The following is a 23178-nucleotide window of genomic DNA, read 5'->3' as shown; positions in this document are numbered from 1 at the left end:
GAGGATGTCAGACCAAGCCTGTGTAACGAGTAATATCGATGATGCGTACAGACAACAGATTGCCGGTTACCGTCCTCGCCGGGTTTCTCGGCGCCGGCAAGACGACTGTCCTCAATCATGTACTGAGTAATCGTGAGGGTCGTCGCGTTGCTGTCATCGTCAACGATATGAGCGAGGTCAACATCGATGCGGATCTCGTGCGCGAAGGGGGTGCAGACCTTTCGCGCACGGACGAGACGCTTGTGGAGCTCACCAACGGGTGCATCTGTTGCACGCTGCGTGACGATCTCCTGAGCGAGGTGCGGCGACTGGCGAGCGCCGGCCGTTTCGACTACCTGCTGATCGAGGGCACGGGCATTGCCGAGCCGCTGCCGGTCGCAGCCACCTTTTCCTTCCGTGACGAGAGCGGGGCGGCCCTTTGCGACGTGGCCCGGCTCGACACGATGGTCTGCGTCGTCGACGCGGTAAATCTTCTCGCCGATTACCAGAGCGCTGAGTTCCTTGCCGATCGCGGCGAGCGGCGCGACGGCGATGACGAGCGCAAGCTCGTCGAACTCCTGGTCGAGCAGATCGAATTTGCCGATGTCGTCGTCATCAACAAGGCAGGCGACGTGCCCTGCGCCTCGCTTGCGGAGGTTCGCCGGGTGATCGCGGCGCTCAATCCGGATGCGCGCGTCATCGAGGCGGTCTTCGGCCAGCTGCCGCTGTCCGCGATCATGGATACCGGCCTTTTCAGCGAGGCCAAGGCTGCCCGCCATCCGCTCTGGCACAAGGAGCTCTTCGGCTGGGGCAGCCATGTGCCGGAGACCGAGGAATACGGCATTTCGAGCTTCGTCTATCGCAGCCGCAGGCCCTTCGATCCGGCGCGGCTTGCCCGCGTGCTCGAAGCGCCGCTTGCCGGCATCATCAGGGCGAAGGGCCATTTCTGGCTGGCGACGCGGCCGGACGAGATCGGCCTCTTGTCGATTGCCGGCACGCAATGCCGCATCGGGACGAGAGGCTTCTGGTGGGCCTCGGTGCCGCAGGCGCAGTGGCCGCGCCATCCGCAATTCCGCCAGCTGATCGAGAGGCATTGGGACGAGGTCTGGGGCGACCGCCGCCAGGAGCTGGTCTTCATCGGCTCCGGCTTCGACGAGGCGGCGATCCGCGCGGCACTCGACGATTGCCTGACCGGGGAGAAGACGGGTTTCGACCCGGAGAGCGCCATCGGCCTTTGCGATCCGTTTCCGGCCTGGCAGCACGATATGCATGCATCGGGCCGAAAGGTGTGAAGCCGCTTCCGGCCAACAATTTTGACGTCAACCAGAGGGAGAGAGAACAATGAGCAACGAACTTTATGCAGACGGCATCGGCGAAATCACCATCACCGGCACGATCGTGCGCATCGACCTGATGTCGCTGTCGGCGACCGACCGCGATGCCAACAACAATCCGAAGCCGGTCTTCCGCCAGCGTATCATCATGCCGGTCGACGCCTTCGCCAATGCGGTCGATCTCATGCAGAAGGCGCTTGGCGGCCTCGTCGAAGCGGGCGCGGTTCGCCGCATCGGCGACATGTCCGCTGCTGCTGCGGCGGCCGATATCCAGGCGACGCAGGCCGGCGCTTCGAACGCCTCGCCGAACTTCAACTGACAGCGAGTAGAGCCTCGGTCTCTTTTGTTTCGGGTGGGCCATGAGTGGATTTCTGCATACGAACCTGCATTGTCTTGCGCTCGTCGCGCGCCATCACGGCGTCGATCTTGCGCCCGAGCGGCTGCAGCACGATTATGCCGTCGGCAACGATCCCGTCGCCGTGCGGCAGCTGTTGCGCATGGCCAAGGATGCGGGCCTGAGGGCCAGGCATCTCGATCTCACCTGGCGAAGCCTGTTCCAGCTCGGCGAGGCCTTCCCGGTGCTTGCCGAACTCAATAACGGCAATTGGGTGGTCATCGCCGGCGCTGTCGGGGAGGGCGAGGATGAGCGGATCCGGGTTCTCGACCCGCTGGCCTCACGCGCCGAGGTGATGATGCTCAGCGAAGAGCAGTTCGCCAAGGCCTGGCTCGGCTCGGTGATCCTGCTCAAGCGCAACTATCGCATGTCGGATGAGGACCGGCCCTTCGGTTTCCGCTGGTTCGTGCCTGAAATCATCAAGCAGCGCAGCTTCTTCCGCGATGTCGCGCTCGCCGCCTTCGTGCTCTACGGGCTCGGGCTGATGACGCCGATGTTCTTCCAGCTCGTCATCGACAAGGTGCTGGTGCACCAGAGCTATGCGACGCTGACCGTCCTGACCGTCGGTATCGGCATCGCGCTGATCTTCGACGCGACCTTCAGCTTCCTGCGCCGCTACCTGCTGCTCTACGCCACGAACAGGATCGACATCCGCGTCGCCACCCGCACATTCGGCCATCTGCTCAACCTGCCGATCGCGCTTTTCGAGCAGGCCTCGGCCGGCGTTCTCGTCAAGCATATGCAGCAGACGGGGCGCATCCGCGAATTCCTGACCGGCCGCCTGTTCCTGACGCTTCTGGACGGTGTGTCGCTCTTCGTCTTCGTGCCGATCCTGCTTCTCTACAGCGTCAAGCTGACGCTCGTGGTGCTCGGTTTCGCTGCCCTTGTCGGGCTCGTGGTGATGATGCTCGTCGGCCCGTTCCAGCGCCGCCTGAAGGCGCTCTACCAGGCCGAGGGCGACCGGCAGGCATTGCTGGTGGAGACCGTGCATGGCATGCGCACCGTTAAGTCGCTGGCGCTGGAGCCGCGCCAGCGCAAGGTGTGGGACGATTATTCGGCCCAGTCGATCTCCGTGCGCTTCCGCGTCGAGAAGATCTCCACCATTGCCCAGTCGCTGACGGGGCTTCTCGAAAAGCTGATGAGTGTCGCGATCATCGGGCTCGGCGCGCTCGACGTGTTCTCGGGTACGATGACGATCGGTGCGCTGGTCGCCTTCAACATGCTCGCCGGCCGCGTTTCGGGGCCGCTCGTGCAGATCGTCACCATGGTGCATGAATATCAGGAAGTGGCGCTCTCCGTGCGCATGCTTGGCGAGATCATGAACCAGCGGCCGGAGCAGGCGGGTCGCGGCCGAGGTGTCAGGCCGCATCTGCATGGCCGCATCGAATTCGACCGCGTCAGCTTCCGCTATGCGCCGGATACAGCGCCTGCGCTCGACAATGTCTCCTTCGCCATTCCGGCAGGCTGCGTTTTCGGCGTGGTCGGCAAGAGCGGCTCGGGCAAGACGACGATCACAAGGCTCATCCAGGGGCTCTACCAGAGCCAGGAGGGGCTGGTGCGCATGGATGGCTACGACAGCCGCGAGATCGACCTCGTGCACCTGAGAACCAGCATCGGCGTCGTGCTGCAGGATAATTTCCTGTTCCGCGGCTCGGTGCGCGACAATATCGCCGCCGCCAAGCCCGATGCCAGTATCGAGGAGATCATGCAGGTCGCCCGCATCGCCGGTGCGGAAGAGTTCATCGAGCGCCTGCCGCGCGGCTTCGACACGATGCTGGAGGAAAATGCCGCCAACCTCTCCGGTGGCCAGAAGCAGCGGTTGGCAATCGCGCGTGCGCTGATCACCGATCCGAAGCTGCTGATCTTCGATGAGGCGACAAGCGCGCTCGACCCGGACAGCGAGGCGATCATCCGTGACAATCTCAGCCGCATCGCTGCCGGGCGCACGGTCATCATCGTCTCGCACCGGCTTTCGACGCTTGTCGATGCCGACGCCATTCTCGTCATCGATCGCGGCAAGGTCGCCGATATCGGCCGGCACGATCAGCTCGTGTCGCGCTGCATGACCTACCGCCATCTCTGGGCCCAGCAGATGAGGCAGGTCGCATGAACGCCCATGTCAGAAAATCCGACGAAAACATGCCTGTCCCTTCCGAGAAGGGACCACCGGAACAGGGCCGGCCCGGCAAGGGCGGGGCGCTTGTCGCCCGGCCGCCGCTGCCGCCTGTCATTGCGGAGTTCCAGTCCGATGCCGTCGAACTGGAAGAACGCGCGCCGCCGCGCGTTGCCCGCATGACGCTCTATTGCGTCACCGCACTGCTTGCCGCAGCCATTACCTGGGCTTCCGTCTCCTCCATCGACGAGGTGGTGATTGCGCCCGGCAAGCTCGTCACCACGCAGCCGACGATCGTCGTGCAGCCGCTCGAAACCTCGATCATCCGCACGATCGACGTGAAGGCCGGCGAGGTGGTGCATGCCGGCCAGACGCTGGCAACGCTCGACGCCACCTTCAGCCAGGCCGATGTCGGGCAGCTGAAGGCGAAGTTTTCCGCCCTCGACGCCCAGGTGAAGCGGCTGGAGGCGGAGCTGACCAGCGAGGATTATTCAAAGATCGCCGGCAATACGCCGGACGAGCAGCTGCAGGTGCAGCTCTTCGGACAGCGGCGGGCCTTCTACATGGCGCAGCTGCAGAATTTCGACCAGCAGATCGCCGGACAATCGTCAGTGATTGCGGCAAACCGCAATCAGGAGGCCGTGCTGAACGACCGGCGCGATAACCTCGCGCAGATCGAGGCGACGCGAAAGAAGCTCTATGACAAGGAAAGCGGCTCGCTGCTCACCATGCTCGGCTCGCGCGACGCCCGCCTCGATGTCGAGGCCGATATCACCGCCGTGCGCGGCAAGGCCGACGAAGCGGCCCATGCCTATGCGAAACTGCGCGCCGACCGGCAGGCCTTCGTCGAGGATTTCCGCCGCGCCGCGATGGAACAGCTGGTCGACCTGCGCAGCCAGCGCGACATGGCCGGCGAGGAACAGAAGAAGATGGAGCTGCGCCGCAACATGGTGGCGCTGACCGCGCCGGCCGATGCCGTCGTGCTCGATCTGGCGCAACGCTCGGTCGGCTCCGTCGTGCGCGAGGCCGAGCCGGTCGTCACACTCGTGCCGATCAACGTGCCGCTCGAAGCGGAAGTCTCGATCAACACCCGCGACATCGGCCGCATCGCCGTCGGCAAGGAAGCCCGCATCAAGCTCGATGCCTATCCCTTCCAGAAATACGGCACGGCCTCGGGCGAAGTGCGCACGATCAGCCAGGACACGTTCGTGACCGGCCAGCAGCAGGACCCGAACGCCACCACCGCCCAGCCGCCGGCCGCACCCTTCTTCAAGGCGCGCATCCTGCTTGCCGATACCAGGCTGAACGTCTCCGACGTGCCGGTGCGGCTGCTGCCGGGCATGACCGTCTCGACGGAAATCAAGGTCGGGAACCGGACGGTGATGTCCTATTTCCTCTACCCGCTCCTGCGCGGGCTGGATGACGCGATCCGCGAACCAAACTGAGAGGTCCGCCGGCGGTGCAGGCGAGGGGCCTCCTGCACACGCCATGGGATGGGGGCGCGCCGCCGCTCACGGCGCTGCCCCCAAACCTGTTTTTGGGGGGTAAGGGGCAGGTGTCGACCGTCCTTCGGCCCCGCGGAAAAGGCAAAATCTGCCGCGCCGCTTTCCGGATCTCCAACGTTGCAGGAGGGACGAGGCGTTGCCCCACCCTCCCTCATCCCTGTGCTTGTCACAGGGATCCAGCCACCGCGCGTCTGCGCGGTGAATGACTCATAATATGCTTCAAGCAAAAAAGTCTTTCCTGCCCAAAGACTTGGGCAGGCTGGATCCCTGTGACGAGCACAGGGATGAGGGGAATTTGAGGCGGGCGTCGGCGTCCAAAGCGAACTCGAGTGACAACCGGGTCGCAGTTGCGCCAAAAGCCGCCATTCCCCCAAGGCGGTGATCAGATCACGAATTCCTCTTCGTAGGTCTTCGGCTCGGGAACGACCGTAACCTTCACCGGAATGATCCAATTGGCCACGTAGCTCTCGCAGTCGGAACGCTGGACGTCGGGCTGCACGCACCCCGCCGCATCGGTCGCGCGAGATCGCAGTGTATATTGCCCCACGTCTTCAGGGGTCCACATGTACTCCCACAAGCGCCATGCAAAGGGACGTTCTGTTTCGAGGAGCCTTGCCTCGCGCCAGCCCTTGCCATCTCCGGTGCAGACCTGAACCTGCCGGATAGGAGCCTCTCCGCTCCAGGCGGCTCCGAAAATCCGGTGCGGTTGGCCGGCGACGAGATGCGCCCCCTGTACGGGACGCGCGATCTGCGATTTGACCTCCATCTGCGCAAGCGGGACCAGCGTGGGTTCCCCGAGGCCGCGCTCCCAACGGAAATAGTCGCGCGCCTGCCAGTAGCCAAGGAAGGGTCGCTCCACAACCGTGATATGCGTGATCCACTTGACCCAGGCCATGCCGAACCAGCCGCCCACGACCGCGCGCAGCGGATAGCCGTGATCGCGCGTCAGCGGCCGTTCGTTCATCGAATAGGCAAGGATCGTGCTGTCGGCCATGGCCTTCTCAAGCGGCAGACTGCGCGCAAACGCGATGGGGCCGGGAGAAGCCGTTTTCTTGTTCGCGTCGACGACGCCTCTGTCGGCGCCTGTGAGCAGAACCTCACATGCGGTTTGCCTGACGCCCGCCATCTCCAAGATCTCGCGCAGAAGAACACCTGTCCAGGCGGCATTGCCGACGGCTCCGTTCTGCCACTGCAAGCCCTCCCTCGGGGGCTCATAGTAGACGCGCCCGTTGCCTGCGCATTCGACGACGGCGGTCAAACTCGTGCTCCGCATCGCCTTGATGCTTTCGAGGTCAAGTTCGATCGGCCGCTCCACCGCCCCGTCAATGCGCAATCTCCAGTCTCGCGCATCGAGGTCCGGCGACGGGAAATGGTTTCGCACGAAGAACAGTTCGGCTGGGATCAGCCAATCGGAGAGCGACGCAAACGGAAACTCGATGTTTTCAGGTGATTTCTGTCGAACTATCAGACTGGGTTGCTGTGCTGTCGGCATCTTCCTCGTCTTCCCCTTTGAAGAACACAACGTCGGCTCTCGGTCGCGCGAATTCCGGTACGATAACACTGCCCCTCGCAGCACGTCTGTCGCATTTCGGATTCGTGCGGCATCCTAGCACATGCCGCACGTTGCTCGGATCGACTTCGAATGACAGCAAAGGGGCCGACGGCGGTCCTGATCGCCTTGCGCCAGAAGCGGATATATTCGGGTTCTCGATCGTTGGTGACAAGTTCGCCGTCAAAGCGGGAATCGGCCGGCATTCGGAGACGGATTGCCCCATTGCAGTCGAACTGTGAGCGCGCGGAAATCAATCCACGCAAGTCATCAGCGTACGGCGGGATAGGCAGCAAGAAGCTGTTGTTCGAGAAAATCGATGAATGCGATGACCCGTTGGTTGCGCAACTGTCCTGTCGTAACGGCATACAGGTTCGCGTCCCCGACTGAAAATACATCAAGCGCGGTGACAAGCTGGCCGGTACTCAATTCGTTCCGGATACCCAGGGCTCCCCTCCTGATTACGCCGCGTCCCGCGAGTGCCCAATCGCGGAGGGCGCCGCTGTCGTTGGCAACGCGATCTCCCTGAACGCGGACCGATATCGGCTTGCCTTCCACCAGGAAAGGCCAGGCGGCGGAGGCAGCGTCGGGGCGTGCGTGCACAAGGCAGTTATGCTCCGTGAGATCATCCGGCTTGCGAGGCACGCCTCGCGCATTCCAATAGGCCGGCGATGCGCACACGACTCTGCTGCCTCGCAGCAGCAAACGCGCCATCAGGCTCGAGTCATTCAAAGGGCCGAAGCGCAGGGCGACATCGATGTCGTTGCCGACCAACTCGACGACGTCGTCCGCGAAATGCAGTGTGATCTTTACAGCCGGATGTTCGAGAAGAAACCGATCGACCATGAGCGCCAGTCCGAGCTGGCTAAATTCCTGCGGGGCGGTGATCTTGATCGGTCCGCTCAATAGCGCACCACGTGCACCTACGATCGCTGCATCCCAGTCGGCCAGGATGCGTCGCGAGTCCGCAAGGAATTGCCGTCCCTCGTGGGTGAAGGACAAGCGCCGTGTGGAGCGGGTGACGAGGCTCACGCCAGCCCGTTCCTCGAGCTGCTGCAGCGCGACCGTGACCGTAGAGGTAGCCACTGACGCGTGACGAGCCGCTGCGGACAGGCTGCCCGTCTCGGCAATGCCAACGAAAAGGCGCAACGCGTCGATCGTATCCATTTCTCGCGTTTCCCGAAAGGTGCTTTTGGATCGGGATTCCTTATCACGGGCGGCGAAACAAACAATATGTCGGCTTCAACACGGTCCGACCGCATTCCATGCGCAACCGCACCGAGGATATTTTACGGAAAGGCAAGATCATGACCAAAGTTGTTATCGTCACTGGCGCTTCGCAGGGCATTGGCGCTGAAATCGTCAAGGCGTTCCGGAAGCTCGACTACTGCATTGTTGCAATTTCGCGAACGATCGAGCCGTCGGAAGATCCAAACATCGTGACTGTCGCTGGAGATATCGGTGATCCCGCAACCGCCCAGCGCGTCATTTCAGAGGCTGTCGCACGATTTGGCCGCGTCGACACGCTGGTGAACAACGCCGGGATCTTCATCGGCAAGCCATTCACCGAAAACAGCATCGAAGACTACAATGCCGTCATGAATGTGAACATGGCTGGCTTCTTCCACATCACCAAGCTGGCCATCGCCGAAATGGAGAAGCATTCGAACGGCCATGTGTTGAATATCACCGGCAGCATCGACAACGGTATCAGCGGCGGTCACATGGCGCTGGCGGCGCTTACCAAGGGTGGCCTGAATGCTGTCACGCGTGTGCTGGCGATCGAGTATGCCAAGAAGGGCATCCGTGTGAACGCCGTCGCGCCGGGTGTTACCAAGACGCCGATGCATCCTGAAGAACATCACGAAATGCTGGGCACTTTCCACCCCCTGGGCCGCATGGGTGAAGCAAGCGAGGTCGCAAGCGCCGTCGTGTTCCTGGATTCGGCCGAGTTCGTCACCGGTGAAATCCTGCATGTCGACGGTGGCCAGAGCGCCGGTCGCTGAGCGAGGCCAAACGGGGCTGTTCCGGCCGCTGGAAATCACGTCCATCTGGAGATGACCATTTAGGGCCGACAGCGGCCCAACCATGTCGTTCGGAAGGCGAACCGCCGATTGGGCGTTTGACAAAGTGCCCAGGGTACCGCGCTAGACGCATTATTTCCCGCCAGATCGAAAAAGTATGATCCAACCTTCACGGCTTTTGCTTATGACTGCGACGCAGGAAAATACATGCATGGACAAACGATGACGCTGCCTCACATCCCCGCCGCCGTGATCTTCGACATGGACGGGCTGATCTTCGATACGGAAGCTCTCTATCAACAAGCGTTTCTCGCGGCGTCAGGCGCCGCGGGGCTCAATCTGCCGATAACGCTGATCCGGAGCACGATAGGGGTACCCTGGACCAGCAACAGACTTCTGATCCTGGAGCAGATGGGACCGGATTTCCCGGTTGATCAATATGGGGAAGCGGTGATGGCCCATTTCACGGCGCTGGCGGCGAGCGAACTCCAGCTGAAGCCCGGCGTTCTCGAACTCCTCGATGTCCTCGATCAGCTCGAACTGCCGCGAGGCATCGCAACGTCGTCGGCCCACTCTACCGTTCGGAGCCATCTTTCGGCTCATGGTCTGGAAGGCCGTTTCGATGCGGTCATTGCATACGGAGACTACGCGGCAAGCAAACCCATGCCCGATCCGTTCCTGACTGCTGCGAAGAGACTGGGCGTCAATCCCGCCCTGTGCCTCGCGCTGGAAGATTCCTACAATGGCGTTCGCTCGGCCTCGGCGGCCGGAATGATGACCTTCATGGTCCCCGACCTTCTTCACCCAACGCCGGAAATCCAATCCCTCTGCACCGGTATTGTCAGCGACCTCAACGCCGTCTGCGAGCTGATCCTCGCGGCCTCGGCTGACCGTACTGTGGCGTGAAGGGATTGCGGCGGCTTTGGGCGACAGCCGATATTCAGGGTTGGCCGCTTTGCGCCAGAAGCAGCCGTTAATCTGTCCTTAAGCAAATAAACTGGAGCAACCGTTTACAACTCGATGCGATGGTGAGCTACCATACGTTGAGGATGCTTGACCTTGCCAACTGAACTCCCGTTGCAAAACATCGAAAACGGTCGCCGTTCCTCATTCCTATCGGTGGTCCTGCTTTCATGCCTTCTCACATCATGCTCTGATGATCTGGACCGCGAGAATGTGGAGCGACTTGAGGCAGCGGATCTATATGTCTACGGCGAAAATTGCAGAGGACCCTATTGGCGGTTCGAAGATGGCGGACTGTTTTTCCATGAGAATGGAACGGTCCGAGAGATATTAGACAAGCTCGCTTTCATTCCGCGCCCGAATGACGTTTTGGTTGTGCGAGCCCTTTCTTCATCCTCGCTGACGATGGTGCTCACCTTCAGCCCAGACGGTTCAGCCAAATTCACAGATGTCTACTTGGAACCTAAGCCAACCGAAGCACAGTTGACCGAGCTGAACGATAAGTACGGTTTTGCGCAGACCGTTTCATCCATTGTGAAACTCCCCTCAGTCGAACTCTGCACCCGCATGAGATCTGCCGGATCGTTTTAGGCACCGTCACTGACCGCCTTTGCTGCGAAACGTCCGCTTTGGCCGACAGCCGACATTCAGGGTTGGCCGCTTTGCGCCAGAAGCGGTCATACCGGGGCGGTCCGCGAAGGCGGCACGAACAGCAGCCGAGGCGCGGGCGCGTATGTCGTGGGGCTGATCAGCGTGACCGCGCCCAGCGTCGCAAGATCGATTGCCTCCGGGACGGAATCTGTGTTCTCAAGTGAGCATCGACTGCTGAGCGAAGATACCCGCCATCGCGCCTTGCCATGTTGCCGTGGTGACCGAGGGCATGCGATGCACGCGTCGACTGCCCTTCGGGCCAATTCGGCCGTCCAACCTTATCGAGACCATTGTCTATTGTGTCTTGATCGCTGAATGGATTGCTTCGACGGCCTCGGAAAGCTTGTTTGCGTCGTCGTTCGGCTGGCTGTTGGTCTGCACGGTGATCAGAATGCCATCCTTCTCGTACCACACATAAAGAGTGCGATAGCCCAGGGTCATTCCCTGATAGAACCAGGCCGGGCCGCCCGGTATCATGCCCTGCACGAGGCCGAGGGCAAAGCCCTGAGGATGCTCCTCGCCGACCTGCGTGATCGGTTCACCTGTCTTGGTCGAAACCATCGACATCCATTCGGCCTGTTGCTTGGGCGGCACCACACGGCCTTCGAACACGGCGCGCATCCAGCGGGTAACATCGCGCGCGTTGGAGATTGCGCCGCCGGCGGCCTGAGCCCAGGAGGTGCTGTCTTCACGCACGTCGCGACCGATCATCGGCTTGTTCCAACTCTCCTTGCAGTCGGGCGGCTGGTATTCGGCGCAAGCGGTGTTTTCGAAATAGCCGTGCGCCAGCCGGGCGATCACGTCCGGTGGGTAGGCCCCCGGAGAGTAGAAAGTGGAGTGGAGGCCGTGCTGCTGGATCACCAGTTCACGGACAAGCTCCTGATAGGATTTGCCCGTCGCCTTGGCTGCGATCAGGCCGGCGAGAATGTAGTTGGTGTTGGAGTAGTGGTACCCTTCGGTGACCGGCAGGTTGTTGCTGCCGTTGGGATATGCCGCGGCGATCAGTTCTTCCGCGGTCAAGTCGCGTTTCGGCTGCTCTACCCAGCTGCGCGAAATGAATTCGGTCTCGGAATAATTCGGGATACCACTGGTCATATCGAGAAGGCGGCGGATGCTGACGCTGCCCCAGGCGGGATATTGCGGCAACCACTTTCCGACCGTGTCATCGATGGAGAGGAGCCCTTGGGCTTCCAGTTTCAGGATCACTGCGGCGGCGAAAGACTTCGACGTGCTGCCCATGGCGAAGAGGGTATTCTGGTCTACCGGCGGATCGTCATCGGCTCTTCCGGTCTTGCCTGCAAAGGCTTCGATGTTCGGACCTGATGCGCCAAGGCTGACATAGGCGGCGATGCCGGTGACACCCTCGAGTGGTGAGCGTTCCGCGAGCCAGGCGTCCAGCGCTTTCTGTACGCGCTGAGTTTGCGTGGGCGTTTCGCCGGCAAACGCCGCGCCCGTGACAAAAAGGACGATTGCTGCGGCGAGTCCTCGACATCTAGCCAGTTCCATGATCGCGCCGCCCCTCCGGGAAGTTAGCCATTCTTGAAATGAACATGACAGATCGGGAATAAAATACTGGCCTAGCTAGCAAAACGCCATGGGCCGGGATGCTGGCGACCAATAGACACGACAACCGAGGGGCGGTCAATCGGGAGGAATTCTCGACCTCCCGCAGGCAATGACAAATTGAATGTGGCGACGGAGGCCCCGGGTCGATGCGACCATCTATGTCCGCTTGGGGCCGATAGCTGCCATCCATATTCGAGCAACCTTACGCCGATCGCAGACTTGACGTTGGTGCCGAAGGGATGCCCTAACGCTCTTATTAGAGATAGCGGCAGCGGGTAGTCTTATGGTTTGGATTGCGCTCAGTAGCGGATTGCTCATCGCTTATCTTCTCGGATCGATCCCAACGGGATACCTCATGGGAAGGATGCTTCGCGGCATTGACATAAGGGAATACGGGTCGAAATCCACCGGCGCGACAAACGTATTGCGCACCCTGGGTAAAGGGCCAGCTTTCTGTGTGCTTGTCGTAGATGTCCTGAAGGGCGCCGCGGCAATACTCTTCGCCGCCCGCTACTATTCCTGGCTGATCGCGCAGCCATCGTTCACATCATCGCCGGACATTGCCCCCCCAGTATTTAGTGCCTTGGTATACCTGTATTGCTGGCCTAGCGGTGCTGTTTGGCCATGGCCGTTCAATATGGTTGGGGTTCAGGGGCGGAAAGTCTGCTGCAACTGGTCTTGGCGTCTTATTGGCGATCTCTGTTCCTGTGGGGCTTGGCGCAGCGGCTGTATGGATTCTGACGCTCGCGGCCTTCCGTCTCGTTTCATTCAGTTCGATTCTTGCCGCACTAACCGCCATCGTGCTCGTCTTCGGCCTGGAGCACCCGACTCCTTATCGACTGCTCGTAGTTGTTGGCGGGCTTTACGTCGTTGTTCGGCATCAGGCCAACATTCAAAGGCTCGTTGCAGGTACAGAGCCACGGTTGGGACAGGGGAAGTGAATGGGAGGTTGTCCGACCCTACGGCTTGTCCGCTTCGGGCCGACAGCCGACTTTGGGGTTGGCCGCCTTGCGCCAATTGCGGTCATATCGCTACCGCAATAAAATAGTTTGCGGTAGCGTCCGGTAGGGACAGAAAATTGCCGGGACAATTCAAGAGAACCAGCGCTAGTCCCTGGCGGCCCACATGAAAAACGTCTCTCGCTGGTCTCCCGCTCCGACCGCCTCCAGGTAGCGCGGCTTCCAGACGTCACCGATGAACGCCTCCATCGTCGTGGGCAATTTCGGGCGATCCTCGTGCTCGCCATGGAACCTTACGATGCCATTGTTCAACGCGTCGGCACTCAGGGTGTCGTCCTGCCATTTCTCCGGCGTGCCGAACCGCGCCAGAAATTCAGCCTCCACGTCTTTGCGGGTCGTCTCGATGTATCGGTACTCCACCGGCCTGCCGATCTCCCTGCCAATGATCGCGGCCAGTTCGTTCATCGAGACATCTTCCGAGCCGACTTCGAGATAGACGCGGCATCTGCCCCTCGGATTAGTCAGTTCCTTCGCTGCCAGCCAAGCGATGTCATCGGTCGCCACCCAGGGCATCTTCAAGTCGGGTTTGCAGAACCAGGCAATGCGACCGTATCTGGCAACCGGGCCCGTCCATGCCGATACGTCATCCATGAACCAGGCGGCGCGCAGGTGGACGAGATCGATATTGCCGAGTTCGTTGAGCTTTTCGTCCAGATCGTGGAAGCACTCGAAATGGCCCGTTTTCCCCTTCACGTCCGAACCCATGGCCGTCAGGCTGACGGCCAGTTTGACGGAGGAATTTTCGAGCGCATCGACAAAGCGCCGGGCAACGGCGGGGTAGTGTCCCGCGATGTTGTTCCAATCGGTCTTGACCATCAGGAACGCGGCATCCGCACCCTGGAAAAAACCGGTCGAGCTCTCCCGCGCCCGTGTCGAAGCTTCCGAGGAATGGCTCTGCTCCGAGCTCGACCAGTGCGTCAAGCGCCGGGCCGCCTCTCGACAGTGCTCTGACCTGATGCCCTGATCTCAGCAGGGTCCTGGTCAGCTTGGCGCCGACTCGTCCCGTGGCGCCGACGACGGAAATTCGCATGACAGTCTCCTTTCGGTTGTTGATCACCGAGGTGTAGACTATTGCTGCCTGTGCGAATTTGGAGATAATGCCAAATGATCTCGAAATCGGGCCAATCCGCAAAACTGCCTTCCTGCTACGACGATTTCGATCCCGACTGGTCAAATCGCCCGGCCATCGCCGTCCGCCTCGACTTCAGCGACTATGAGGCTGAAGTGCCCCAGCACCAGCACAGGGAAGGGCAGCTCATCCTGGCCCTGCACGGGGCCGTCACATGCAGGACGGAGAATGGCATCTGGATTGTCCCGCCAGATTGCGGAATCTGGATACCCGGCGGCGTGCCCCACAGCAACCAGGTCACGTCCAACGCACGCCTGTCCTATCTGTTCGTTCAGCCCGAAGCGGCCAGGCTGCCGCGGGAGTGCTGCACTCTGTCCGTGTCGCCGATGCTGCGCGAGATGATCCTCCGGCTGGCGGATGTACCGGTCAATTCTGCTCCGGACGATCATGTCGGCCGCATGGTGCGGGTCCTGCTGGATGAACTCGCGCAAATGCCGATACAGGGGCTGGACTTGCCGGCGTCCAGCCATCCCAAGATCGCCGCGATCACTGCTGCCCTGATGGCGGACCCCAGCGACCGTCGCACCCTGGTCGATTGGGCGGCACATGTCGCCATGAGCGAGCGATCCCTGAAGCGGCTGATGGTCCAGGAAACGGGACTGACCTTCGGCCGATGGCGGCGGCAACTGCACCTCGTCATCGCGTTGCGCGAACTGGCCAGCGGCGCGACGGTCCAGAGGGTGTCGAGCGACCTGGGCTATGAATCCGTTACCGCCTTTATCGTCATGTTCAAGAAGGCATTGGGCACAACGCCGACGCGCTACTTCGCGAGCTGATCTGCGGCAGCGGAGCACCTGGCCACCGTCTCCCAAAATGGGAAGCTCACGCAACATATCCCGGACGATGTCCATGTCCCACGGCAGGAACTCCGTGATGCCCAGGCCCACGACATCTGCTTGCTGCGCGACATCCGACAGCAGGCGAACGACTTCCTTGATCGGCATGCGTCCTTGCGGAATGCCTCAGCTACCCCGATTTCGATCCATCCTGATCTGTCGCAGCATGCTGTGGCCCGACAGGATGAGTTCGAACAGAAAGGCTGCCAACGAAGACATCAGGGAAACGATCGCGCCACCAAAGAACCACACCAGATTTTCTGGCCGGAGCCGGATTGCCAGCGCGCCCGAAAGAAGGTTGAGGATTGCGCAACAGGTACAAATGCCGGCGACAACGCCAAGTATGACCGCGGCCTCGAGGATCAAGGTCCGGCTTCGCAGATAGACGAGCTGATGCAACCGGTTCTCTCGTGGGAGGTGAGTGTCCGTTGCCTCGTTCAGCCTGTCTGACACGCGCCCTAGACGGGTGACGTAGATTCCGACAAACGCCGCTGTACCAGCGAGCAGGAATACCGGGGCAAGCGAGGTTTGGATTACCTGAGCGTAGTCGACTATGATCGGCGGGGTGTCCATATGGATTCCGTATCAATTCGATGCTGCAACAGGAAATCCATACGATGGGTGCTTCCACGAAGGCAAATCGAAAAAGCGAACTCTGAGAGGCTCACCTGAGGTCGGCATCGGGCCGACAGCCGAGATTCAGGGTTGGCCGCCTTGCGCCTGTTGCGGTCATCCGCATTGGGGCTCAGAGCCTGCTGACGGCCTCCACGACTTCACGCAGCGCAATCGGTTTTTGCAGGCGCTTGATATTGGCGAGGTCATCGGGGATCACGTCCGGATCGTATCCCGTGAGAAAGATGAACGGTATGCCGCGCTCCAGCAATCGATGCGCGATTTCGAACTTCGGGCCCCCACCGCCGAGATTCAGGTCGAGAACGACCGAGGTCGGGGTCTCATGTTCGAGCACATGTGCTACGTCCTCCGCTGTGGGGGAGGGTCCAAGAACGACCGCGCCCGCGCCGCGCAGAGCAGCGGCAGTGTCCGACGCAACGTAATAGTCGTCTTCCACGACGAGGATCGTCTTGCCGCTCAGGTCAGGTGCTCCGGTCATATCGACAGTTCCTCCATATAGCCGCGTCGGTACGGGCGCATCGGTTTCCAGAATGCTCTCAGCTTCGCGAAGCGGAAACTCGATATGACATCTGGCGCCCTCGGGCTCGATCGTCGTCTTTCCAGTGCCCCGCAGTTCGTAAGGAATCCTGGCCTCGATGAGCTCCGAGCCGAAACCACGGCGGGTCGGCGGGGCACGCGATGGCGCGCCTTCTTCCACCCAGTCGATTGCGATCCAGGTTTTTTCCCGCTTTTCGAAAAGGGTCCAGGTGACAGTCACCTTTCCCCTGCTGACCGAGAGCGCGCCGTATTTCAGGGCGTTGGTCGATAGTTCATGGAAGGCCAGGGTTAGAACTTCCACGGCCTTGGGGGATAGCATGATGTCGGGGCCTGTCAGTTCATACTGATTTTCGGAGTGCGCTTGTGCCCCGATTTCGCTTTCGAGGATGTCACGCATCCATCCGCCCGCATTGGCCTGGCGCGTGAGGAGGGTCTGGACCCGAGCCAGGGCCAGAAGACGTCCAGCAAGGGACGTCTTGTAGTCTTCCACATCCGCAGCCCCATCCGCAGACCTGACGGCCATGGAGCGGATCACCGCCATGATGTTGCGCACCCTATGCTGCAGTTCATGCAGCAGGACGCCCTGGTGCTCCACGGCCATCTTTGTTTCGGTGACATCTTCCGCGATGCCGCCAACGCGCTGCACATTGCCGTTCTCGTCAAAGAGGGGGAAATCCGTGTCCCTGATCCAGCGGAATGAACCGTCGTCTCGCCGAATGCGGAACTCGTGAATCGCAGGGTCACCATGACGGGCCTGCGCTATGTGATGGCCTGCGGTCTCCCGATCCTCGGGCAGGACCATCGCGGCCCAGTATTTGATGTCGCCGAGGAGCGCGTCCGGTTCGATGCCGTAGATCGTCGAGATGGAGGGGCTGACGAACTCCATTCTCAAGGTTTCTGCGTCTCTGATCCAAAGGCCGGATGAGGACGCATTGGCAAACTGCTGAAACCTGTTTTCGCTTTCACGCAGGGCGATCTCGGCGCGTTTGCGTTCGGTGATGTCATAGAAGACGCTGACCAGGCGCCGGCTTCCGGAGCCGCCGACGCGTGCGGTAGAGCTGTGAACCCATCGTCCGGTGGGCTGGTGCCACTTTTCAATCTGCTCGGCTACTCCGGTCTCAACCACCCTGCCGAACATTTCAATCCAGTATGGCTCCGTTCCAGGCATGAATTCACTGGCCAACCTGCCTGCAACATCCTTCAATCCGCTCTGCTGTTCGTACCCGGCATTGGCCTCTACGATCCTCCAATCGACAGGCCTGCCAAACTCGTCATAGATCATGTCGAAGACGCAGCAGGCTTCGATCATGGTTTCAAACGCCGCACGAAACTTCGCCTCGCTCTGCCGCAAGACCTCGATCTCGGCCCTGGCGTCCGAGAGGAGGCGCTCCAGTTCTCGTGCATCGGCCACAGCCAAGCTCCTCGCGCAGGACATCGCTCACGAAGTCGATAGGCCACAACTTATCACACAACTCGATGGTAGCTCGGCTATTTCAAAGCCAACGGCCGGTTTGGGCGAAAGCAGGTTTCAGCCGTTTGTCCGCCGCGGATAATTCCACCGCGTCAGCACGTCGATCTGGCTCTCTGTCGAGGCGATCATGGCAGGCTCAAGTCCAGGCCGAGCATCCCGCCAAGGGCGAAGGCGACGAGCCCCGTGCCCAGTAGCGCCAGCGCAAACATTGCGACCATCGTGCCGCCCGTGCGCAGTAACGCTCGCCTCTCGCCCTTTTCTCCTCGGTCGTAATGCCACTTGATGGCGAAGAACATGGCCGTTCCCAACGCGAGAACCTTGAACATAACGAGGACTACGGGGATCCAATCCATCTTGGAGACTTTCATTTACATCAGCTACGCGTCTTATGATCTCTTCTTGGGCAAACGGATACTTCCGATGATGCAAGGCAGCTATGTAATGGCAGGTGGCAGTTTCCTGGCCGGTGTCGTTGGGTTCGGGAATGACCGCTTAGGGGGCCGAAAGGAGACGGACAGCTTCCGGGATTCAGGCTGCCAGAAGGGGACTTCGGGTCTGAGTAGGCGGCGTTCTAACCTGACCCCAAATATGAGAGGTCGCTGGGGTACGTCCGCCCACTGCGAGCCGGAACCGCCACAGGATTCCGAACCCTGCGATCATCTACACGAGGGACGCCGCGTGGCTTGTTCGCCAGCAGCGGCTGGACGGTGCTTCACTCAAAATCAGCCAAGTCCAACCGGCGACGGGTCACCAGAGGCCTCCAAATCAACGCCTCGGTTAATCTGAAACCTATCTTCTCGGAACCCAACTTCCGAGGAATGGCTTAAATTATCGGCCTTCCTTTGTCCCAGAAACCATGGACCTTAGTCCACCATACGAGAGTTTCCGGCTGCAGCCATGGAAGAAAATCGTCAGGGAGAGTTTTGCGATGCAGATGTCCATTCTGCAAATCTTCGAGGAGACCTACTGTAGCCGCCTCTTTAACATACGGATCGCCCTCGATGTGCCAGCGTTCGACAACATTAAAGACCGCGTCAAATCGATGCGTATTACCGGTTTCCAAATCCCCAATCAGATGTCGGGCAAGCTCTGACAGTGCCAAGTAAAGTGGCAACTCGTCGTCAGATCGATATTCCTCCTGGAACGTCTGCCACTTTCCATGAAACGACGGGTCAGCCCGCAAAAGCGGCTCAAACATATTCGAGCGATCGAACTCGAACGACGGCGCGTTGATGTCGTTCTCGGACATAATGCTCTTCGCTCTTCCGATGCCTGCGTTGCAAGGCTTGATCTGGCAGTTGATTGGGCCGTGAACCCGCTAACGGTCATTCAATAGATCGCGAACAATTTCAAGATATCATTGAACTCTTCGCCGAAGGCGGCGCTCGCCATTGCGTGTCCGTGACGTGACACGACCGTCGATGAGGTTGCCGCGTCGATTGCCTCCGCATGGAAATTCCCGTCGGACCACATTGTAATGCGCGCCAAAAGTTCGCTGTTTTCAATGTCGATTTTGGCGGCGGGATTCGGCGTGGGAGTGCAAACTTCAACATGGATGCTCAAGGTTGAGGGCCGAGTTGCTGCTGCAAGCCTCGCTCCCCATGCGATGAACCCGTCAATCAATGTGGCGTCGGACATCTAGCAGACATAGCCCAAAATCCAGAACTCGCAAACCACGTCAGAAACAGAGAACATGATCTCACAGGGCTTGGCACTGCGATCCAGACCTCCGTACTCGCGCAGCGCTTCCGCTGATCGAGTCCTCGAACGTGTCGGCCTCATCCCACCCCCTGTCACATCTCCGGCAGACCTGCCTTCCTAAAGCCGTCGACAAAGTGGTCTCGTACGGATGCATCGCGCAGCGGCTGGGAGTTGAGCCAATGGGCGATCGTGAAATGAGGGTGGGCGATCAGGAACAATTCTGCTTCTCGCAGCGCCTCGTCATGGTGGCCCAATTGCGCAAGCGTGGCGGCCAGGAATTTGCGTGAGTTGGTGCGATAGGTGTCTTCCCTGCGCAGTGTCGCGGCTGCCGCCTCGTAGTCACGCGCGGCGTATTGCGCCTGGCCAAGATGACAAAGATACCAGCAGGCCGGACGGGGATTGAGCCGCAGGGCTTTTTCGATCTGCGCCAGTCCGTCGGCAATCCTGCCGTCCAGCACGGAAATGTCCGACATGGCGGCCCAGGTGTCGGCGTGGTTGGGGTCCAGCTCCAGGGCCTTGGCGAAGGCGGCTTCCGATTCCTGCCAGCGCCGCTCGTAAGCCAGGATGGTCCCCAGGACGTAACGGCAGCCGGCATCGTTGGGGTCGAGGTCGACCGCCTTCTGCGCCGATGTCGTCGCCATCTCCCGGTTGGGATCTTCGGGCTCGCCGAAATGAGTCCAGGCCAGCCAGCGGTTATACGCGAGCAGGCCGAGCGCCTCGGCATAGGATGGCTCGAGCTTGAGCGCGCGCTGGAGCAGCATATGGGCCTCGCGCTCGGTTTGCGGCGACTCTTCGGTCAGCAGGCGGGCGCGCACACAGAGGTCGTAGGCCTCAAAATTCTTCGGCCGATTGCGCTGCGGCGGGATGGTCAGCCGGCCGACGAGGGCTTCGACGATCTTGGCGTTGACTTCATCCTGCAGCTCGAAAACATCTTCCACCGTCCTGTCGAACCTCTCGGCCCACAAGTGGCCGCCGGCAAGCGTGTCGACCAGCTGGGCATTGATGCGGACACGGCCCATTGCGCGTCTGGCGCTCCCCTCCAGGACGTAGCGGACGCCGAGTTCCTGGGCGACGAGCTTCACGTTGACCGGCTTGCCCTTGTAGCCGTAGACCGAATTGCGCGCGATGACGAACAGGCCGGCCGTGCGGGAAAGGTCGGTGATCAGGTCTTCGGTCAAGCCGTCGACGAAAGGCGCGTCCGTTTCATCGCCACTCATGTTCGTGAACGGCAATACGGCGATCGAGGGATTTTCCGGCAGCGGCAATATGCTCTGCAGCGCATCCGGCCAATGCCACACGTGGACCGGGCGGGTGAGGTTCTTCAGGTAGCGTTCGCCTGCATCGAAGAAGCGGTCGTCGATCTTGCCGAGGATCTCGCCGTGAACGCTGGACGAGATGCAGATGCCTCCCGGGGCGGCCAGTCTCTCGAGGCGCGCCGCGACATTGACCCCGTCGCCGAGGACGTCCGAACCCTCGTCGATGACATCTCCGAGATTGACGCCTATGCGCAAGAGCAGGCGCCGGTCTCCGGAAGCCTCGACGGCAGCGTTGGCCAGCTGCATTTCCAGCGCAGCTGCGACCGCTTCCACCGCGCTGCCGAATTCGATCAGGAAGCCGTCGCCCATGACCTTGAAGATGCGGCCTTTGTGGCGCATCACAGCCGGCTCGATAGTGCCGGAACGGAGTTCCCTGAGGTTCTCCAGCGTTGCGACTTCATCTGCCTCCATCAGGCGCGAATATCCCACCACATCGGCAACGACGATGGCGGCAAGGCGACGCTGAAGAGATTGATCCGTCATGTGAGGACAAGCCTAACGACCGAATTAGCAAGTTATTGTTCAACCGTCGGTGAGTCAACAAGGGGCAGGGGCAAGTCCAGGTGCACTCCACCTTCATCGAGCCGTGGTCCTTATGACCGACGGCGTCGAGATTGCGAGCGAGGATCAGCAAACGCCACCAGTCGGTGGTCGTGCCGGGCGGGTGCCTTACGGTCGAAGCGGGCCTCAGCCCGTCACGGCTCCCTCGTTCGCTGGTCGGACCAGGGCCGCGAACTTGGCGAGGACGCCGCGCCTGTAGCGCGGTTGAGGCTGGACCCAGAGGCTTCGGCGTCGCGCAATCTCTTCATCGGGGACGTCGAGTTGCAGAAGCTGGCGATGGGCGTCGATGGTGATCTGGTCGCCCTCGTGGACAAGTGCGATCGTTCCGCCCTCGAAGGCTTCGGGCGTGACATGCCCGACCACCATGCCCCATGTGCCGCCGGAGAAGCGACCATCGGTGATGAGGCCGACGCTTTCGCCAAGGCCACGCCCGACGATGGCCGATGTCGGGGCAAGCATTTCCGGCATTCCCGGACCGCCCTTCGGCCCGAGGTAACGCAGGACCATGATATCGCCGGCCCTGATCCTGTCCGACAAAATAGCGTCCATTGCGGATTGCTCGTCGTCGAAGACGCGCGCCGGGCCTGTCATGACCGGGCTCTTGAGGCCGCTGATCTTGGCCACCGCGCCACCTTCCGCCAGATTGCCCGTGAGGATGGCGAGATGTCCCTCGCGATAGAGTGGCGCTGCGAGCGACCGGATCACCTCCTGGTCGGCAGACGGCTCGTCGGGCACGGTGGAGAGTTCGTCTGCTATCGTCCTGCCGGTGATCGTCAGACAGTCGCCGTGCAGGAGGCCGGCATTGAGCAGCAGCTTCAGAACCTGGGGAATGCCGCCGGCAGTGTGGAGATCGACAGCCATGTAGCGGCCGGATGGCTTGAGATCGCAGATGACGGGTACCTTGCGGCGTATCCGCTCGAAATCCTCCAGCGTCCATTCCACCTCGGCCGCATGGGCAATGGCGAGATAGTGCAGCACCGCATTCGTCGAACCTCCGGTGGCCATGATCAGCGCCACGGCATTTTCAATCGACTTGCGCGTGACGATGTCACGCGGCCGGATGCCGGCTCTTACGGCGTCCACCAGGACGCGCGCGGACTCGACCGTGCTGTCGATCTTCTCCTGATCGGGATTGGCCATGTTGGAGGAGTAGAGCAGCGACATGCCGAGCGCCTCGAAGGACGAACTCATGGTGTTTGCGGTGTACATGCCGCCGCAGGATCCCGTTGTCGGGCAGGCATTGCGCTCGATACCCTCGAAATCCTCGGCGCTCATCCTCCCGGCGATGTAAGCGCCGACGGCCTCGAAAGCGGAGACGATGGAAAGGCTCTGGTCCTTCCAGCGACCGGGCTTGATGGTGCCGCCATAGACATAGATGGCCGGGACGTTGGCGCGGAGAATGCCGATCATGCCGCCCGGCATGTTCTTGTCGCACCCGCCGATCACGAGAACGCCGTCCATCCACTGGCCCTGCACCGAGGTCTCCACGCAATCGGCGATAACCTCGCGCGAGACGAGGGAATATTTCATGCCCTCCGTTCCCATGGCCATGCCATCCGAGATGGTCGGCGTGCCGAAGGTCTGCGGATTGGCTCCGGCCGCCTTGATGGCGGCGACCGCCGCATCGGCAAGCGGCTGGAGCCCGGCATTGCACGGCGTGATCGTCGAGTGCCCATTGGCGATGCCGATCATCGGCTTGTCGAAATCGGCTTTCGCATAACCCAGCGCATAATACATCGCGCGATTGGGGGAACGGGCAATGCCCTGGGTAATATGCCGTGAACGGTCGTTGTCAGCCATGAGCGCCTCCCGCTAGCCAGCCGCGACTATAGCGTGTCGGAAGGCAAATACGCTGAGAAATATGCACTTGCCTCCGGCGAAGTCGCCGACGGCAGCT

The 23178-nt window shown here is 61.0% G+C and carries 19 protein-coding genes and 2 pseudogenes; 9 read left to right on the top strand and 12 right to left on the bottom strand.

Annotated elements, in window-relative coordinates; translation table 11 throughout:
* Positions 1 to 38 precede the first annotated feature (38 nt).
* The 4 genes from LVY75_22310 to LVY75_22295 are packed head-to-tail and all read left to right on the top strand — an operon-like array spanning position 39 to position 5265.
* Positions 39 to 1271 (top strand): GTP-binding protein, encoded by a 1233-nt coding sequence (locus tag LVY75_22310; GenBank protein XAZ21556.1) that lies wholly within the window; start codon positions 39 to 41, stop codon positions 1269 to 1271.
* 49 nt (positions 1272 to 1320) lie between these two features.
* Positions 1321 to 1632, top strand: coding sequence for a hypothetical protein (locus LVY75_22305; GenBank protein ID XAZ21555.1), 312 nt, complete (start codon positions 1321 to 1323; stop codon positions 1630 to 1632).
* A 40-nt stretch (positions 1633 to 1672) separates the two neighbouring features.
* On the top strand, positions 1673 to 3817 hold the full coding sequence (locus LVY75_22300; GenBank protein ID XAZ21554.1) for a peptidase domain-containing ABC transporter: 2145 nt from the start codon (positions 1673 to 1675) through the stop codon (positions 3815 to 3817).
* On the top strand, positions 3814 to 5265 hold the full coding sequence (locus LVY75_22295; protein ID XAZ21553.1) for an HlyD family type I secretion periplasmic adaptor subunit: 1452 nt from the start codon (positions 3814 to 3816) through the stop codon (positions 5263 to 5265). The genes LVY75_22300 and LVY75_22295 overlap by 4 nt, the downstream gene beginning before the upstream one ends.
* Before the next feature lie 442 nt (positions 5266 to 5707).
* Here LVY75_22295 and LVY75_22290 read toward each other — a convergent pair whose 3' ends face one another.
* Positions 5708 to 6817 carry a sulfite oxidase gene (locus LVY75_22290; GenBank protein XAZ21552.1) on the bottom strand — a complete coding sequence of 370 codons (1110 nt, stop codon included), beginning with the start codon at positions 6815 to 6817 and terminating at the stop codon, positions 5708 to 5710.
* A gap of 327 nt (positions 6818 to 7144) precedes the next feature.
* The gene (locus LVY75_22285) at positions 7145 to 8041 is read right to left on the bottom strand and encodes a LysR family transcriptional regulator (GenBank protein XAZ21551.1); all 897 of its coding nucleotides are present in this window, start codon (positions 8039 to 8041) and stop codon (positions 7145 to 7147) included.
* Positions 8042 to 8181: 140 nt separating this feature from the next.
* Here LVY75_22285 and LVY75_22280 point away from each other — a divergent pair, with 140 nt between their 5' ends.
* The 3 genes from LVY75_22280 to LVY75_22270 all read left to right on the top strand — a co-directional run bounded on the left by LVY75_22280 (position 8182) and on the right by LVY75_22270 (position 10452).
* A complete protein-coding gene (locus tag LVY75_22280) occupies positions 8182 to 8880 on the top strand; it encodes an SDR family oxidoreductase (protein ID XAZ21550.1) in 699 nt (232 codons plus the stop codon).
* A gap of 225 nt (positions 8881 to 9105) precedes the next feature.
* Positions 9106 to 9804 (top strand): HAD family phosphatase, encoded by a 699-nt coding sequence (locus LVY75_22275; protein ID XAZ21549.1) that lies wholly within the window; start codon positions 9106 to 9108, stop codon positions 9802 to 9804.
* Positions 9805 to 9957: 153 nt separating this feature from the next.
* Positions 9958 to 10452 (top strand): hypothetical protein, encoded by a 495-nt coding sequence (locus LVY75_22270; GenBank protein ID XAZ21548.1) that lies wholly within the window; start codon positions 9958 to 9960, stop codon positions 10450 to 10452.
* A 354-nt stretch (positions 10453 to 10806) separates the two neighbouring features.
* Here LVY75_22270 and LVY75_22265 read toward each other — a convergent pair whose 3' ends face one another.
* Positions 10807 to 12018 (bottom strand): beta-lactamase family protein, encoded by a 1212-nt coding sequence (locus tag LVY75_22265; GenBank protein XAZ21547.1) that lies wholly within the window; start codon positions 12016 to 12018, stop codon positions 10807 to 10809.
* A 671-nt stretch (positions 12019 to 12689) separates the two neighbouring features.
* Between LVY75_22265 and LVY75_22260 the strand changes: the two genes are divergently transcribed.
* Entirely contained in the window at positions 12690 to 13019 is a 330-nt protein-coding gene (locus LVY75_22260) for a glycerol-3-phosphate acyltransferase (GenBank protein XAZ21546.1), read from the top strand.
* 165 nt (positions 13020 to 13184) lie between these two features.
* Here the strand turns inward: LVY75_22260 and LVY75_22255 are convergent.
* Positions 13185 to 14127 (bottom strand): annotated as a pseudogene (locus tag LVY75_22255) (NmrA family NAD(P)-binding protein).
* Positions 14128 to 14201: 74 nt separating this feature from the next.
* Between LVY75_22255 and LVY75_22250 the strand changes: the two are divergent.
* Complete coding sequence (locus LVY75_22250) at positions 14202 to 15002, top strand: helix-turn-helix transcriptional regulator (GenBank protein XAZ21545.1); 801 nt, start codon at positions 14202 to 14204, stop codon at positions 15000 to 15002.
* Between the two features lie 186 nt (positions 15003 to 15188).
* Here LVY75_22250 and LVY75_22245 read toward each other — a convergent pair whose 3' ends face one another.
* The 8 genes and pseudogenes from LVY75_22245 to ilvD form a co-directional block, all read right to left on the bottom strand.
* Positions 15189 to 15635, bottom strand: coding sequence for a DUF2721 domain-containing protein (locus tag LVY75_22245; protein ID XAZ21544.1), 447 nt, complete (start codon positions 15633 to 15635; stop codon positions 15189 to 15191).
* A gap of 172 nt (positions 15636 to 15807) precedes the next feature.
* Complete coding sequence (locus tag LVY75_22240) at positions 15808 to 17643, bottom strand: PAS domain S-box protein (GenBank protein ID XAZ21543.1); 1836 nt, start codon at positions 17641 to 17643, stop codon at positions 15808 to 15810.
* Positions 17644 to 17828: 185 nt separating this feature from the next.
* A complete protein-coding gene (locus LVY75_22235) occupies positions 17829 to 18071 on the bottom strand; it encodes a hypothetical protein (GenBank protein XAZ21542.1) in 243 nt (80 codons plus the stop codon).
* Between the two features lie 228 nt (positions 18072 to 18299).
* Positions 18300 to 18454, bottom strand: a pseudogene (locus LVY75_22230) (IS5/IS1182 family transposase).
* A gap of 72 nt (positions 18455 to 18526) precedes the next feature.
* Positions 18527 to 18952: a hypothetical protein gene (locus LVY75_22225; GenBank protein ID XAZ21541.1), complete on the bottom strand. Its 426-nt coding sequence runs from the start codon at positions 18950 to 18952 to the stop codon at positions 18527 to 18529.
* Positions 18953 to 19032: 80 nt separating this feature from the next.
* A complete protein-coding gene (locus LVY75_22220; protein XAZ21540.1) occupies positions 19033 to 19341 on the bottom strand; it encodes a hypothetical protein in 309 nt (102 codons plus the stop codon).
* Positions 19342 to 19496: 155 nt separating this feature from the next.
* On the bottom strand, positions 19497 to 21203 hold the full coding sequence (locus LVY75_22215; protein ID XAZ21539.1) for an adenylate/guanylate cyclase domain-containing protein: 1707 nt from the start codon (positions 21201 to 21203) through the stop codon (positions 19497 to 19499).
* Positions 21204 to 21407: 204 nt separating this feature from the next.
* Positions 21408 to 23081 carry a dihydroxy-acid dehydratase gene (ilvD, locus tag LVY75_22210; protein ID XAZ21538.1) on the bottom strand — a complete coding sequence of 558 codons (1674 nt, stop codon included), beginning with the start codon at positions 23079 to 23081 and terminating at the stop codon, positions 21408 to 21410.
* Between the last annotated feature and the right edge of the window lie 97 nt (positions 23082 to 23178).

This window comes from Sinorhizobium sp. B11 (assembly GCA_039725955.1).
Lineage (GTDB): Bacteria > Pseudomonadota > Alphaproteobacteria > Rhizobiales > Rhizobiaceae > Rhizobium.
This window is presented reverse-complemented; position numbering and strand designations above follow the sequence as displayed.

Bases quoted from the DNA above. Each gene is read 5' to 3' on its own strand.
- ilvD (XAZ21538.1), bottom strand. From the start codon at position 23,081: ATGGCTGACAACGACCGTTCACGGCATATTACCCAGGGCATTGCCCGT.
- LVY75_22250 (XAZ21545.1), top strand. From the start codon at position 14,202: ATGATCTCGAAATCGGGCCAATCCGCAAAACTGCCTTCCTGCTACGAC.
- LVY75_22225 (XAZ21541.1), bottom strand. From the start codon at position 18,952: ATGTCCGAGAACGACATCAACGCGCCGTCGTTCGAGTTCGATCGCTCG.
- LVY75_22300 (XAZ21554.1), top strand. From the start codon at position 1,673: ATGAGTGGATTTCTGCATACGAACCTGCATTGTCTTGCGCTCGTCGCG.
- LVY75_22220 (XAZ21540.1), bottom strand. From the start codon at position 19,341: ATGTCCGACGCCACATTGATTGACGGGTTCATCGCATGGGGAGCGAGG.
- LVY75_22290 (XAZ21552.1), bottom strand. From the start codon at position 6,817: ATGCCGACAGCACAGCAACCCAGTCTGATAGTTCGACAGAAATCACCT.
- LVY75_22215 (XAZ21539.1), bottom strand. From the start codon at position 21,203: ATGACGGATCAATCTCTTCAGCGTCGCCTTGCCGCCATCGTCGTTGCC.
- LVY75_22275 (XAZ21549.1), top strand. From the start codon at position 9,106: ATGCATGGACAAACGATGACGCTGCCTCACATCCCCGCCGCCGTGATC.
- LVY75_22285 (XAZ21551.1), bottom strand. From the start codon at position 8,041: ATGGATACGATCGACGCGTTGCGCCTTTTCGTTGGCATTGCCGAGACG.
- LVY75_22310 (XAZ21556.1), top strand. From the start codon at position 39: ATGATGCGTACAGACAACAGATTGCCGGTTACCGTCCTCGCCGGGTTT.
- LVY75_22280 (XAZ21550.1), top strand. From the start codon at position 8,182: ATGACCAAAGTTGTTATCGTCACTGGCGCTTCGCAGGGCATTGGCGCT.
- LVY75_22265 (XAZ21547.1), bottom strand. From the start codon at position 12,018: ATGGAACTGGCTAGATGTCGAGGACTCGCCGCAGCAATCGTCCTTTTT.
- LVY75_22245 (XAZ21544.1), bottom strand. From the start codon at position 15,635: ATGGACACCCCGCCGATCATAGTCGACTACGCTCAGGTAATCCAAACC.
- LVY75_22295 (XAZ21553.1), top strand. From the start codon at position 3,814: ATGAACGCCCATGTCAGAAAATCCGACGAAAACATGCCTGTCCCTTCC.
- LVY75_22305 (XAZ21555.1), top strand. From the start codon at position 1,321: ATGAGCAACGAACTTTATGCAGACGGCATCGGCGAAATCACCATCACC.
- LVY75_22235 (XAZ21542.1), bottom strand. From the start codon at position 18,071: ATGAAAGTCTCCAAGATGGATTGGATCCCCGTAGTCCTCGTTATGTTC.